Source organism: Amycolatopsis sp. NPDC052450 (assembly GCF_044547565.1).
Taxonomy (GTDB): Bacteria; Actinomycetota; Actinomycetes; order Mycobacteriales; family Pseudonocardiaceae; genus Amycolatopsis.
Window position 1 is genome coordinate 86006 of record NZ_JBIUAQ010000027.1, and the last position, 13446, is coordinate 99451.

General features: G+C 69.3%; 14 protein-coding genes. 3 read left to right on the forward strand and 11 right to left on the reverse strand.

The window, feature by feature from the left end; genetic code table 11:
* Position 1 precedes the first annotated feature (1 nt).
* The 8 genes from ACIHAO_RS32920 to ACIHAO_RS32955 are packed head-to-tail and all read right to left on the reverse strand — an operon-like array spanning position 2 to position 6904.
* Positions 2 to 670 (reverse strand): LysM peptidoglycan-binding domain-containing protein, encoded by a 669-nt coding sequence (locus tag ACIHAO_RS32920; protein ID WP_396564476.1) that lies wholly within the window; start codon positions 668 to 670, stop codon positions 2 to 4.
* Positions 667 to 852 carry a putative phage tail protein gene (locus ACIHAO_RS32925; RefSeq protein ID WP_396564478.1) on the reverse strand — a complete coding sequence of 62 codons (186 nt, stop codon included), beginning with the start codon at positions 850 to 852 and terminating at the stop codon, positions 667 to 669. Before ACIHAO_RS32925 ends, ACIHAO_RS32920 begins: the two co-directional genes overlap by 4 nt.
* Before the next feature lie 8 nt (positions 853 to 860).
* Complete coding sequence (locus ACIHAO_RS32930; RefSeq protein WP_396564480.1) at positions 861 to 1361, reverse strand: phage tail protein; 501 nt, start codon at positions 1359 to 1361, stop codon at positions 861 to 863.
* On the reverse strand, positions 1358 to 2824 hold the full coding sequence (locus ACIHAO_RS32935; RefSeq protein ID WP_396564482.1) for a phage tail sheath C-terminal domain-containing protein: 1467 nt from the start codon (positions 2822 to 2824) through the stop codon (positions 1358 to 1360). The genes ACIHAO_RS32930 and ACIHAO_RS32935 overlap by 4 nt, the downstream gene beginning before the upstream one ends.
* Before the next feature lie 7 nt (positions 2825 to 2831).
* Entirely contained in the window at positions 2832 to 3290 is a 459-nt protein-coding gene (locus tag ACIHAO_RS32940; protein WP_396564484.1) for a phage tail protein, read from the reverse strand.
* 31 nt (positions 3291 to 3321) lie between these two features.
* The gene (locus ACIHAO_RS32945; RefSeq protein WP_396564486.1) at positions 3322 to 5586 is read right to left on the reverse strand and encodes a phage tail sheath family protein; all 2265 of its coding nucleotides are present in this window, start codon (positions 5584 to 5586) and stop codon (positions 3322 to 3324) included.
* 17 nt (positions 5587 to 5603) lie between these two features.
* Positions 5604 to 6332: a carboxypeptidase regulatory-like domain-containing protein gene (locus tag ACIHAO_RS32950; protein WP_396564488.1), complete on the reverse strand. Its 729-nt coding sequence runs from the start codon at positions 6330 to 6332 to the stop codon at positions 5604 to 5606.
* Positions 6329 to 6904 carry a DUF4255 domain-containing protein gene (locus ACIHAO_RS32955; RefSeq protein WP_396564490.1) on the reverse strand — a complete coding sequence of 192 codons (576 nt, stop codon included), beginning with the start codon at positions 6902 to 6904 and terminating at the stop codon, positions 6329 to 6331. Before ACIHAO_RS32955 ends, ACIHAO_RS32950 begins: the two co-directional genes overlap by 4 nt.
* Positions 6905 to 7081: 177 nt before the next feature.
* Here ACIHAO_RS32955 and ACIHAO_RS32960 point away from each other — a divergent pair, with 177 nt between their 5' ends.
* Positions 7082 to 7309 carry a hypothetical protein gene (locus ACIHAO_RS32960; protein WP_396564492.1) on the forward strand — a complete coding sequence of 76 codons (228 nt, stop codon included), beginning with the start codon at positions 7082 to 7084 and terminating at the stop codon, positions 7307 to 7309.
* 104 nt (positions 7310 to 7413) lie between these two features.
* On the forward strand, positions 7414 to 8139 hold the full coding sequence (locus tag ACIHAO_RS32965) for a BTAD domain-containing putative transcriptional regulator (RefSeq protein ID WP_396564494.1): 726 nt from the start codon (positions 7414 to 7416) through the stop codon (positions 8137 to 8139).
* 373 nt (positions 8140 to 8512) lie between these two features.
* On the opposite strand, the gene ACIHAO_RS32970 is transcribed toward ACIHAO_RS32965, so the two are convergent.
* A complete protein-coding gene (locus ACIHAO_RS32970) occupies positions 8513 to 9406 on the reverse strand; it encodes a LysR family transcriptional regulator (RefSeq protein WP_396564496.1) in 894 nt (297 codons plus the stop codon).
* Positions 9407 to 9501: 95 nt separating this feature from the next.
* Between ACIHAO_RS32970 and ACIHAO_RS32975 the strand changes: the two genes are divergently transcribed.
* Positions 9502 to 10692 (forward strand): MFS transporter, encoded by a 1191-nt coding sequence (locus tag ACIHAO_RS32975; RefSeq protein WP_396564498.1) that lies wholly within the window; start codon positions 9502 to 9504, stop codon positions 10690 to 10692.
* A 45-nt stretch (positions 10693 to 10737) separates the two neighbouring features.
* Here ACIHAO_RS32975 and ACIHAO_RS32980 read toward each other — a convergent pair whose 3' ends face one another.
* Both ACIHAO_RS32980 and ACIHAO_RS32985 read right to left on the reverse strand, forming a co-directional pair.
* Complete coding sequence (locus ACIHAO_RS32980) at positions 10738 to 12378, reverse strand: ABC transporter permease (protein ID WP_396564500.1); 1641 nt, start codon at positions 12376 to 12378, stop codon at positions 10738 to 10740.
* Positions 12375 to 13283: an ATP-binding cassette domain-containing protein gene (locus ACIHAO_RS32985; protein WP_396564502.1), complete on the reverse strand. Its 909-nt coding sequence runs from the start codon at positions 13281 to 13283 to the stop codon at positions 12375 to 12377. The genes ACIHAO_RS32980 and ACIHAO_RS32985 overlap by 4 nt, the downstream gene beginning before the upstream one ends.
* Between the last annotated feature and the right edge of the window lie 163 nt (positions 13284 to 13446).

Consider the following 13446-nt stretch of genomic DNA (forward strand, 5'->3'; position numbering starts at 1 on the left):
CTCACATCAGCCGGGGCACGGTCAGCACGCGCCCCGGCCGCAGGTCGCGGGGATCGGTGATCCCGTTGGCGCGGGCGAGGGCCCGCCATTCGTCCGGCCGCCGGTAGACGGCCGCGGAGATACTCGTGAGCGTGTCGCCCGCCCGCACGACGTAGCTCTTCTCGACGGTCGGCGAGGAGCGCGGGTTGTCCGCGACCTGTTGCGCGGCCGGCCGGAACTCCTTGAGCATGAGGTCGAGCTGAGCGCGCAGGGGCACGCCGTCGGAGCCGAAGAGGACGTAGTTCACGTCGAGTTTCTCGACCACGCCGGTGAACACGGCCTCGTCCCAGACGAACTGGACGACCGGCGGCGCGTGTTCCCTGCTGTCGGGCCGCAGCAGATTCCGGATTGCGTCCACATAGGACGTACGAACGTTGTCGAGCGTGTCGGACGTGTCGACAAGGGCCTGCACGGTGAGGGTTTCGCTGCCGCCACGGACGTATTGCAGTGGCGGGGTTTCCAGGCCGGGGATGGTGATCTCGGCGAACGTGTTGCTCTTGCTGAGCTTGTAGTCGGTCGGACTGAACCTGAGCGGGATGCGGCGCTGCCGTTCGTCGGTGATCACCGGACGGATGATCTCGAGCCGGGCCCGCGCGCCCAGCCCCGCGAACGAAACCGGCGTGATGCTCATGACTCCCCTTGATCGCCGAGTTTGCGATCGTTCGCGGCGCGGTCGGCCCGTGCGCGTTCCTGCTCGTACAACCGTGACCACGCCTGGATGTGCTTGTTGAACAGGCGGGTGAACACGGCCCCGTCGTCACCGTCTACTTGGAACCGGACTTCGAGGTTGTGGATGACCAGGTTCTTCGGCACGTTCACTCCTACAGGATGTTCGTGAGGCCCTCGTGGGCGATCTCCAGTGACTCGATGGCGACCGCGTTCTGCTCGCCGTGCAGGTCCGGACCGCTCCACTTGGCGGCGAGCCCACCGTGGAACGCCCACGCCATCGCGGGTGCGCCGTCGGCGCCGAGCAGGATCACCGCGCCGTCCCGGCGGGCGCCGAGCGAGTCCGCCAGCCCGGTCTGGTACCAGGTCCACAGCACGCGGTCGCGGACGACACCGCGTTTCAAGGTGATCCGGTTCCAGGTGTTGCGCAGCGGCAGCTGGCGCACCGAGTCGTTGCGGCCACCCTCGGCGTAGCTGACCACTTCCAGCGTCCCGCCGAGCCCGGTGACCTCCTGGAACCCGCCCGCCGCGACGAGTGGCAGCAGCAACGCCTGCGCCGGCGGCAGGTAGGCGTCGCCGGGGTCGAGGGTGACGACGAACCGGTACTTCACCAGCGGCTCGGTCGCCGCCCGCACGACGTCGACGGGGGTGGTCATGCCTCGACCACCTCCAGCCCGCGATCCTGGCCGAGCACGAGGCGCAGCCGAATGAACTCCATGGGCACGGCGGGCGCGACCTCGATCTCGCAGACGACCTGGCCTGGATCCTGCTCCGGCGGGTTGTTCGTCTCGTCGCACACGACCCGGAACGCCTGCTCGGGCCGAGCACCCGCCAGTGCGCCGGAGCGGAAGGTCTCCAGCAGTACCGAAGTGAGCGAGCGGACCAAGGTCAGGCGCAGTTCCGGCGAGTTCACGTCGAACACGAGCGGGCTCGCGACCCGCCGGATCGCCCGCACCAGCAGGTGCAGGACGCGGCGGTGCGCGATGTACCGGCGTCGCGGGTCGCCGGACAGCGTGCGCCCGCCCCACACCACGAGACCGCGGCCACGCAGGCACCGCACCAGGTCGACGTTCGCCTCGAACAGCCGGACCAGCTGCGGCTCCGGGTGGACGGCGGCTAGGTCGACGGCGTCGAGCACGACGGCGTTGGCCGGGGTGTGGTGCGGACCCCGTTCGGCGTCGAGCCTGGCGACGACCCCGAGGACGTGCCCGGAGGCCGGAACGACCCGCAATCCGGTGCCCGCGAGGTCCGGTGCGCGCAGCGGCGGGTGGTAGACCGCGGCGGTGGCCAGCAGCGCCTCGTCCCCTAGGCCGGTCAACCCGGTCACCCATGCCAGCACGTCGTCCACAGTGGACAGAGCAGGTGGCACGTCGAGCAGCACGAGCCGATCGAGCAGCGGCTGGACCGTGCGCAGCAGTTCCAGTATCAGTTCGGCGTGGTCAGGGCCGGTCAGGTCGGTGCCGAGGTCCGGGAGCGCCACCAGCGCGGGTTCGGGCAGATCGGCCTGATCCCGCACGGCGGCCCCGTATTCGTCGCGGCCCGGTTCAGCGTCCGTGCCACCCGCGAGGACCAGGTCCCACGTGGCCGAAATGGCGTCACCGGGATCCGGTGGAGCGCCGCCGGGAACAAACCGGACGAGCCGCGACGCGGTCAGCCGGTCCGCGACCTCGCTGGGTGGCATCCCGGCGAAGATCTCCGTCGGTTCTCCCGGCACCATCACCCGCACGGTGACGGTCGGCGGCCCCGCCACCGAACTGCCCTGGTGCCGGATCACCACCCGGCCGCCGTTCGCCCACGTACCAGGACTCGTCGCCACGACACGCCATCCGTCCGTCCACTCCGCGCTCGCGGTCTCCACCGGCCCCGAGACGCGCAGCACCCAGGCCGTGCGGCCACCGTTCTCGAAGAACCCGCGCAACGCGTACGGCGTGGCGGCCGAGCCGTCCGGTGGCCCGAACGCGCCGACGACGTCGTTCCAGCTCTCGACCCGGACCGGCGTGTCCACCGGTCCGCGCCGGGTCCGGCCGAGGAACGCCGCGACGTCCGTGCGCAGCGGCTCGGTGTCCGAGCCGCTCGGCACGAAAGTGAGGGAGACGCCGGGAAGCGCCGCGCTGGTCATCGTCGTCTCACGCGTCGATCAGGAGGCTCTCGACCGCCAGGACGAGCGTCTCCATGGCGATCTCGTTCTTGGTGGCGTTGAACGACGGGCCGGTGTACTTCGTCGGCCACGCGCGGTCGAAGTTCCAGCGCATCGCCTCCTGCCGGTTCTCGTCGAGCAGCACGATCGAACCGGAGGTGCGGCGGATCTGGCCGTCGAGCGCCTCCCGTACCCAGTTCCAGAACCCGATGTGGCCGGTCACCCCCCGTTTACAGGTGAGCGCGCTCGGGAACTTCTTCAGCCCCACGAGCTTGCGGACCGTGATGTCCTCGCTGCCGGTGCGGTATTCGATCACCGGCAACTCCACGTCCAGCCCGCTGACTTCGGTGAAGGATCCGCTCACCGCCACGCCGTCGTCGCTGACATTGGTCAGGATGACGAGGAAGTTATAGGCGGCATACGGATCGTCCCGTGTCACTGGTGGCATTTTCGTTGCCTCTCAATCAGTTCTGTCGCGCCTAGGCGAGCTGGGGCTCGCGGGTCTTCTGCTGGATCCGGAAGATGACGAACTCGGCCGGGAAGACCGGCGCGACACCGATCTCGCAGATGAGCCGCCCGTTCGCGAGGTCGTCCTCGGTCATCGTGGAGCGGTCACAGGTGACGAAGAACGCCTCGCCGGCGGTGGTGCCCGCGAGCGCGCCGCTGCGCCACACCGTGGTGAGGAAGTTCGACACCGTCTGGCGCACCAGTGCCCACAGCGACTCGTCGTTGGGCTCGAACACGACCCACTGCGTGCCCTCGTCGATCGACTCCTCGATGAACAGGAAGAGCCTGCGCACGTTGATGTACTTCCACACCGTGTCCGAGGACAGCGTCCGCGCGCCCCACACCCGCTGCCCGAGCCCCGGGAAGAACCGGATCGCGTTGATCCCCTTGGGGTTCAACAAGTCCTGGTGGCGTTTGGTGACGTCCTGGGCGATCCCGTCGGTGCGGCGGATGCCGCGGATCACCACGTTCGCGGGCGCCTTGTGCACCCCGCGCTCCGTGTCGGTACGGGCGTAGATACCCGCCAGGTGCCCGGAAGGCGGCACTTCGACGAACTGGTTCGTCGAAGGGTCGCTCGCGACCAGCCACGGGTAGTAGAGCGCGGCGTAACGGGTGTCGAAGGATTCCCGGAACGTCTGGATGCCCTCGATGTCGAGCCCGTCCTGCGGGTCGAGGATCGCGAACCGGTCCTTGAGCAGCTCGCAGTGCGTGACGAGCGCCGACTCGACGGTGCCCGCCCACACACCTGGCACCGCGCACACCGAGATTTCGTCGATGTCCTCCAGCGCCACGATTCCGGTGCGTTTGCCGCTGCCGCCGTCGGTGCCGACGAAGTCTCCGACGGAGAGTTCCTCGAAGACGTCGGCGCCGTTGTCGGACAGCGGCAGGGACACCCCTGTCGCCGGGGTCGGGAACTGTGCGGGATCGGTGGACAGGCCCGGCAACGTGGTCGCGCTGACCAGCTTCGACTGGCTCGCCAGGACGGCGGAAAGACTCGCCGGGTCGGTGTCGGGGCCGAGTCTCAGGTTGCGGAAGGTCTCGCTCGCCGTACCACCGCCCTGGCCGGTGAACCGGGTGTCCACAGTGGCCTCGACGAGGTTGAGCTTCGCGGACTCGAACACCTGGGCCGGGGTGTCGGCGTCGAAGGTGACGAGGTCGTTCGCGATGGACACGACGCGGAGAGTGCGCAGCCCGCTGCCGACGTCGAGCTGGGTGACCGCGTTCTCGTACAGCCTGCTCGCACCGCCGATCCGCAACGTCCGGCCGGCGCCGGTGTTCGCGAGCCGGACCCGGCGCACGCCGAGACCGACCGGCCACCGGGGATGCGTGGTGTTCGCCGGGAGCGTCAGCGTGACCTTGCCGTCCGCCGGTTCGCCGACCTGGACCTGAAAACGCCGCTCGTTGATCAGGATCCACACATCGTCCGGCAGCGGGCCGGGCGCGAGCCCCGGCACGGCGGTCACGACGACCGTGTCACTGTTCTCGGGCGATTCCTCGGCGAACTGCGTGACGAACAGCGGACCCTGCGACGGCTCCGCCAGCACCGGCAGCGCGGCGCTCACCGACGGCTGGACCCGCACCTCGACCCCCGCGCCCCAAGAACCGGTGCTGGAGGCGGAAAACCGCACGCTGCTCGTCGCGACGCGGTCACCGACCTGCACATAGTCCCCTCGGCCCGCCTTCACCTCGGCGGCGAGCGGGCTGTCGAGCTGGATCCGGCCGTTGGCGGTGTAGGACGTGATGGTCCCACCGCCGATGTTGACGTTGTCCCCGCCGCGGAAGATCTTGATGGTGTCGGTGCCGGTGAAACCGACGAGGTGACGGAGCTCCAGCGAGGTGGCACCCGCCGCGGCGTCGCGGGCGATGGCGCTCACCAGCCCCTGGCCGAGCGTGCCCGACGCGGCCGTCGCACCGCCGCTCACGACTCGCTTCACATAGAGGCGCTGGCCGCCGTTGTCGAAGAACCCCTTGACCGCCAAGGGGAACAGCCACCAGCGGCCGCCTTCCGCGGGATCGCCGGCCCACCGATCGCGCACGGGTTGGTCCGGTTCGGGCAGGAATCCGCCGAAGGTGGTCTGGAATTCGAGGAAGTTCGTGACGAGCTTGGGTTTTCCGCCGGTCGGGCCGCGCTGGGTGACCCCGACCATGCCCGCCGTACTGGTGCTCACCCCCGCGATCGGCCGCGGCCCCGCGTCGATCTCCTCGACGTAGACGCCGGGGCTGAGATACTCGGGCATGGCTGGCTCCTTACTTTCTACTGCTGTTGCGAGACGATCTCGATGACGTGCCGCCGGTCGCGGTCCCGCGGCAGCAGGATCTCCAGCGAGCCTGCCCGGCCCAGCCGCTCGATGGCCTCCAGGCGGAAGGTTTCCCTTTCGTCCGGCGGGTCGTGGCGTCCGCCTTCCCACCGCAACGCCAGCCGGAAGACACCGCGTGCGTCGGTCAGCGTGCGTTCCCGCCAGCCCACGCCGTCGACACTGGTCGTACCCTCGGCTTTCACCAGCGCGTTCGGCACCGGTGCCCGCGTGACCTCGTCGACGACGACGCCGTACACGGTGCGTACGCCGGGCCCATAGGGAAAAGCCGCGCCCGGCAGCAGCCGGACGAGCCGCGGTACGGCGGGCGTGGCGGGTGGCCGCGTCTCGTCGTACGGATGGACCCGGAACTCGACACCGAGCGCGTCGGCGGTGAACGGCTCACCGTCGGCCGGGTACAGCGGCGCGTACCCGGGGGCGCCGAACCTGGCCCGGTACCGGCCGGGGCCGGGGCCGCCGCGTCTGCCGAGCCCCGGGTAGGCGAGCGCGGCGCTCGGTGTCCGGACCACTGGGGTTTCCTGCGGCGCCCACTCGTTTTCGCTGTCCTCGAAGCGATCCAGTTCGACGGTCACATCCACGGCCCGCGGGCGGCCGGCGAACTCGTCGAACGGCACGAACCACGCCGGGCTGTACAGCACGGACGTCTCGATGCGGCGTGCGCCGGTCATGGCCGCTGCGCCCCGTTGATGGTGCGGCTCGTGACCAGCCGTAGCGCGGCGACATCCAGGGAATCCAGGTTGACCACACGGATTTCGTAGTTCAGCGACAGCCGATACGGCTTTTGGATCGCGTACCAGACCCAGGACTTCTGATCGAGGGTCAGCGGGGTCAAGGTGACGTGGAGCGCGTCGGTGCTCGCCGCGAGACTGCCGGCGAGTTCTTCGCCGTCGAGGATCGCGTCGTCGTAGAACGCCTGCAGCGCGCGGCCGATCATGCGATGCTGGGTCAGCTGATCCCCGCCCCACGGGGTGACGAGATACCGCAGCAGCAACGCCATCGGTGGTTTGCGGGTGGTGGGCGGATCCGGTGGCAGTGACCGGACCGGCGGCCGGTTGCGGGAAGTCGGGTCTTCGGCGATCTCGTACAGGAACACCGTGAGTTTCGGGACATCGGCCTGTACCGGCTCGGAAAGGTCGTGCAGTTCCGCGAACAACCGCTCGGAACTCAGCCCTTCGAGCGCCCGCGTGAGCCGGTCCACGACGATGGCCGAAACGTCGGCCACGACACCGAAGTCCCCCATGCGCTCCCCTCCCGACGGCGCCGCCGAGGCTTGATCGACGGTGCTCCGGCAGGATTTCAGGAACGCGTGTCAGCTCCGCGATCAAACCGTCGCGGCGGCGTCACCACCCCGTTCCTGGCGCCTGCGTTGACGCGGCGACGACGCGGCGGTGACATCCGCAGTGCATCCTTCCGTCCCGTGGAACCAGTGGACGCCCCGGAGGAGCACAGCGGCAGCATGGTCTTGCGCGCCTGGCTGGAGGGCGGACACCCGGATCGCCTGCGTGTCCGGATCTTCTCCGCGATCGACACGGAACAGGCGGCGCCGATCGCGGCGAGTTCGGCGCGGGAGGTGCATGCGGCGGTCGACGACTGGCTGACAAGGCTGCGGAACAGGCCCGATGACGTTCCGGTGACGCAGCATTGACGGCAACGGACGACAATCGGCGTAACACGTGGGGGAACGTCGGCGAATAGCCAGTGTATGAAAACGTTTCCCGTGTGCTAGCAGCGGCGTCGCCGGGGGGACCGATGCGTAGTGATGTTCAGCCGACCGTGTCGTTGCGTCTGCTCAAGGGTTTCACGCTGCTCGTTGGAGAGAAGCGGATCATGCTGTCGTCCAGCGCGCAGCAGTTGCTCGCTCTCCTTGCGCTCCAAGACAGACCGAGGAGCCGCACCTACGTGGCGCGCACCCTGTGGCCGGAAGCCACGACGTCGCGCGCCAACGCCAACCTGAGATCCTCGTTGTGGCGTGCGCTGCGCACGGAACCGGGGATCATCAACGCTTCGGCACAGGAAATGGCATTGGCGACGGAGATCCACGTCGATATCCACGACGCGATCACCTGCGCGCACCGGCTGCTCGAGAAGTCGCCGATGTGCGAGGACATTCTCACGCGCCAGACGCGGGAACACCTGTCCGCGGACCTGTTGCCGGAATGGTCGGACAACGAATGGGTCCTGCTGGAGCAGGAGCAGTATCACCAGCTCCGGCTGTACGCGCTGGAGGCGATGGCGCATCGGCTGACCGAAGCGGGCAGGCACGGCGAGGCCGTCGCCGCCGGCCTCGCCGCCGTCCAGGCCGAGCCGCTGCGGGAAAGCGCGCACCGCGTGCTGATCGACGCCCATCTGGCGGCGGGAAACCGGGCGGAGGCGCAGCACCAGTACGAGCAATGCCGCCGCGTGCTGCTGGACGAACTGGGCCTGGAACCACCGGACACCTTGCGGGACCTGCTGACCCAGACGATCACCCGCTAGGCCGCCTTCACAACGGGTTCCAGGCCTTGACGTCGAAGTCCCGCACTTCACGCGATCTTCGGGGCATCAAGCATTGCTGGCAGGTCCGATTCAGTTCCTCGCGTCTCCGGTGGCGAACTCGTCACCGTCACCGTCACCGTCACCGTCGCCGGCCCGGCCGCCGTCACCCGACGGCGTCGTCGACAGTGAGGTTGTGCACTCCGGCTGACGCACAGTTCACCGCACTGCTCACAGGAAGTGCGGCCACACGATCCGGGCTTGCTACCCGCTCGGTGCCCGAAGCTGCAATGGAGACTTTGCTGAAAGCGTTCGGGAAGTGAACAATCTGGAGTCACCGAGCAGGACTTGAAAACCGGCCAGACCACAGTCGACGTCAGCTTCGTGCCTGAACTGCGATCTCCCCTGCGAAGGCGCGTGCCCGGCCGCTGTCCTCCGCGTGCCAGACCACTCCGAGCACTGACTCGGGCAGCCCGGTGAGCGGCACGAAAACGACCGAGTCCCGCCGGCCCTGGTGTTCGGCCGTCGAGCGGCACAGCACCATGCCGCCCTGGCCCGCCGCGGCGAGACCCATGCCTTCCTGCAGTGTGCCGGCGGTGGGTCCGCGCGGTATCCGGCGACCTTCTGGGGTGATTTCGGGGGCTTGGGCGTGGCGCCAGTATTCCGGGGCCGGGCCGCGGATTCCGATCAGCGGGCATTCCGCCAGTTCGTCGGCGGTGACGGACTCCCTGCGGGCGAACGGATGCCGAGGCGAGACGGCGAGCACCTGCGGCTGCCGGGAGAAAACCGGACCGAGTACGAGATCCGGTTCAGCCACCGGAAGCAGCACCACCGCGGCGTCGATCTCCCGACGGCGGAGCGAGCCGAAGGGATCGGCCAGCGGGATCTCGGTGAGCTCCACCGCGCAGTCCGGGTGGCGCTTCTCGAATCCGCCGATGGCGCTCGCGAGATGGTCGTCGATGATGCCCTGAAAACCGATGCGCAACACGCCACCGGTCCCTCGCGCGGTGGCGCGCGTGTGATCGACGGCGGCCCGCAGAGCCTCGTAGGCCGGGCGCAGCTCGGCGAGGAACTTCTCCCCCAGCGGAGTCAGCTCCGCCCGACGGCTCGTGCGTTCGACGAGCGTCGCGCCGATCCGCCCCTCCAGTGAGCGAAGCAACTGACTGACCCGGCTCTGAGAGACGTACAGGCGTTCGCCCGCCCGGCCGAAATGCAGCTCCTCGGCGAGGATCAGGAACGCCTCCAGCTCACGGATCTCCACGCCGCTCATCGGTTTCCTCCACCTGTGGATCCAGTAGTCCCGCTCATAGAAGGATGAGACATCAGCCGTTGTTCCCGGGCGCGCACGACGGTTGCCTGGAACACATGGCGCTAAGGGAAACCAGACAGAAGAAGAACGGCTGGCCGGCGGTGAGTGCGCTCGCCGGGGCGACCTTCACCGTGGTCACGTCGGAAATGCTGCCGGTGGGTCTGCTGACCCCGATCAGCCGCGATCTGCGGGTCACCGAAGGCACGGCGGGCCTGACGCTCACGGTCACCGGCCTGGTCGCGGCCGTCTCCGCGCCTCTGCTGATCCCGGCGCTCAGGAAGTTCGACCGGCGGGCCGTGCTGTGCGCGTTGATGGCGCTGCTGACGGTCGGGAACCTGCTGGCGGCGTGGTCGCCCGGGTTCGGCGTCATGCTGGCCGCGCGGGTGCTGGTCGGCATCGGCATGGGCGGAGTGTGGGCGATCGCGGCGAGCCTGGCCGTGCGACTTGTCCCGTCGAAGTCGATCGGGTCCGCGACCTCGCTGATCTTCAGCGGAATCGCCGTGGCGTCCGTCCTGGGTGTACCGGCAGGCACCTACCTCGGGGATCTGCTCGGCTGGCGGGCCGCTTTCGTCGGTGCCGGTGGTCTTTCACTGGTGGTACTGGCCGCGCTGGCCATGTCACTGCCCTCGTTACCGGCGGAACGGGACGTCCGCCTGGGCGCGATGCTGCGGCTGGCAGGTGTGCCGCGGGTGCGCCTCGGACTGATCGTGGTGGCGCTGGTCGTCATCGGGCATTTCGCCGCCTACACCTATATCCGGCCGGTGCTGGAAGAGGTGTCCGGGGTGAGCGCGGGGCAGATCGGGACGCTCCTCCTGGTCTACGGGCTCTTCGGGGTCGCGGGAAATTTCGCCTCCGGCGCCGGAGCGGCACGATCGCCACGGGCGACCCTCCTGGTGCTCGGCGGGACTTTGTCGGCGACGATGGCACTGGTTCCGATCCTGGGACTGACCACCCTGGCGGCAACGGTGTTGCTGGTGGTCTGGGGCCTGGCGTACGGCGGTGTCTCGGTGGCCTCGCAATCATGGATGCTGACGGCCGCGCCGGAGGCCCGAGAAGCGACGTCGGCGCTGTTCGCCGGAGTGTTCAACGCGGCGATCGCGGCCGGGGCACTGGTCGGCGGGCTGGCCACGGACGCGGCCGGAACCACCGCGGTGATGTGGCTCGGCGGGATATTCGCGGCCGCGGCGGTGCTGACCCTCGCCACCACCGGAGGCCGGGCGACGATGGCCACGCCCTCCAGAACGTGACCACCGACGTCCGACTGGGTGAGGACGCCGCCACGATGATCGGGGTCAGGTGGCCAGGTCCCGGCGGCCGTAGCCGGCCAGGCCCGCGAGCACGAGAAGTCCCGCTGTCACGAGAAGGATGATGATGGCACTCCAGTTCGGCGGCTCGGCCGGGGCCGAGGCGAGATGGCCGAAGGGCGTCAGGTAAGTCAGCCATGACGGAGCTTCGACGCTTTGCAGGACGACGTTGAGCAGGAAGCCGCCGACGACCGGGACCGCGCCGAGCACGGCGACCGCACGCGGCGCCCAGCCGAGGGCGAACACCGCGGCGCCGAGCGAGAGCAACGCGACCGGTGCCGCGTTCCACGCACCGGTCAGGGCGGCGATCAAGCCGAGTGGCGCGTCCGCGATGGTGGCGCCGGTCCAGAGCGACAGCCCTGCCGCGGTGAGAAGCGCGAGCGACGCGACCACCGACACGGTGATCTCCGCGAGGGCGAATCGGTGGCGTGGAACGGGCAGGGCGAGCAAGGGTGTCCACCTGCGGTCGGCCTCGTCCGCGGCGAAAGCCGCGATCCGCGTGGCGCCGTAGAGACCTGCCGGGATGGCAAGGAGACCGAACATGGCGGCGGCGAACCCTTCGGCGGTTCCGAGGCCGGCGAAACCGGCCGCGCCCGCGAGCTCCGCGAATCGCTGGTTCTCCTGCAGGAAACGGAGAACGGACGAGATCAGAACCCCGACGAGGAAGAAGTACGCGACGATTCCGAAGGCCCATCCCGCCGTGGCACGCAACGTGCGCCGCACGGCGAAGCCGATGATGGAACCGAGCAGCCGTGTCCGCGGCCGGCGACGGCCGGACGGGTTGAGCAGGCCCCGACCGACGTCTCGATGAACGGCGGCCACGCTCGCGGCGACGGTGAGCACGACCGGGAACGCGAAAAGCACAAGCAGCGGCGCCACCCTGTTGCCCGCGTACGGAGACGCTTCGCCTGTCAAGCCGAACGGGGTGAGCCACGCGACCCACGAGAGCGTCTCGGCGCCGTCGGCGAGCATGCGCAGGAGCAGTCCCGCGCCGAGAACGGCGACGGCAAGGCCCGTCGCCGCCGAACGGGTAGGCAGGATCTGAGCCGCGAGCACTCCCGCGGCGGCGAACGTCAGGATCACGCCGAGCAGACCGGCGGCGTGGATGAGCGCACCGGCGGGCCCGGTCCCGGTGAGCAGCAGGGCCAGCGCCACGGCCGAGGCGATGACGACCGCCGCGGCACCCAAGGCGATCAGGCACCGGATCACCAGGTCCAGCGGCCGGAGCCGACCGGCGAGCAGCAGGTCGGCTCGGCCGGCGTCTTCGTCACCACGGGTCAGCCGGGTCGCGGTCAGAAGCGCCCACACGGCGACCAGGACCTGTACCGGCGTCCCCGTTCGCCATACGGTGAACCCACCGGGATCGTCGAGTGCGACCGGTGGCCCGAACAGGATCCGGATGGCCGGATTCTCCGCCAGCGCCCGGAGCGCCGATCCGTCGAGTGCCCCGGCGAAGGTGCTCTGGTACTGGCCCGCCACGAGAGCGGACATCCCGGCCGCGGCGAAGGCGACGATCAGGGCGCCGCGGCGCGTCCTGCGGGCGAAGTGACGGGTGACGGCCAGGTTCGCGCTCTCCTGCCCGGCAGATTCTGTCGTGGTCGCAAGGGTTTCCGCAGACGCTGTGGTCATCGCGCGTTCTCCCCGTAGTAGTCGAGGAAGATCTCCTCGAGCCGCGGTTCGCGCATCGATATCGTGGTGACGTCGGCCGCGGCGAGCGCCCGCAACGCCGGCCCCGGGGGCCCGGACAGGGTGAACCGGACGCGATCGCCGTCCAGTCGTTCGACCTCGATGACACCAGGTATGTCCACTAAGGACGGCTCCTGCCCGCGGAAGGCCACCTCGGCGGTGGTGCGGCGCAATTTGCGCAGCTCCGCGATCCCGGCGATCTCGACGAGCCGTCCGGCGCGCAGGATCCCGACCCGGTCGCAGACGGCCTCGACCTCGGCGAGCTGATGCGAGCTGAGGAAGACCGTCTGACCACGCTCCCGTGCTTCGCCCACACAGCGCTGGAATTCCTGCTCCATCAACGGATCCAGACCGCTGGTCGGCTCGTCGAGGACGAGCAGGTCCGCCCGGGCCGAGAACGCGGCGACCAACGCGATCTTCTGCCGATTGCCGGTCGAATAGGTCTTCGCCCGCTTGTCCAGGTCGAGCGCGAACCGGCTCACGAGTTCCGCGCGATAGCGGGTATCGACGTCCGGGCCGACCCGGCCCAGCAGCTCGAGGATTTCGGCGCCGGTGAGCTCCGGCCACAGCGCGACGTCGCCAGGAACATAACCCAGCAGCCGGTGTGCCCGGCGAACATCCGACGCCGGAACACCGAATACGGTGGCCGTCCCCGCCGACGGCCGGATCAGGCCGAGCAGCAGCCGGATCGTCGTGGACTTACCCGCGCCGTTCGGGCCGAGGAAGCCGAACACCTCGCCGGCGGGAACGGACAAAGTGAGGTCGTCGACCGCGACGGTACGACCGAACCGCTTGGTCAATCCATCGACGTGGACGGCAGGAGGGCGGGTCTCGGCTACGGATGACATGGGAGCCCTTTCGCGGTCGGCGAATTCTGTTGCCGACCAGGCTTCCCGGCGCTCCTGCGGGCAATGTACTCCCCCGGCGACGCGAGGCACCAGACCGGCGACATCACCGAAGAGGTTCGAGAGTGGCTTTCCCGCGATTCGCGGCCTCTCTTTCGGAATCGGC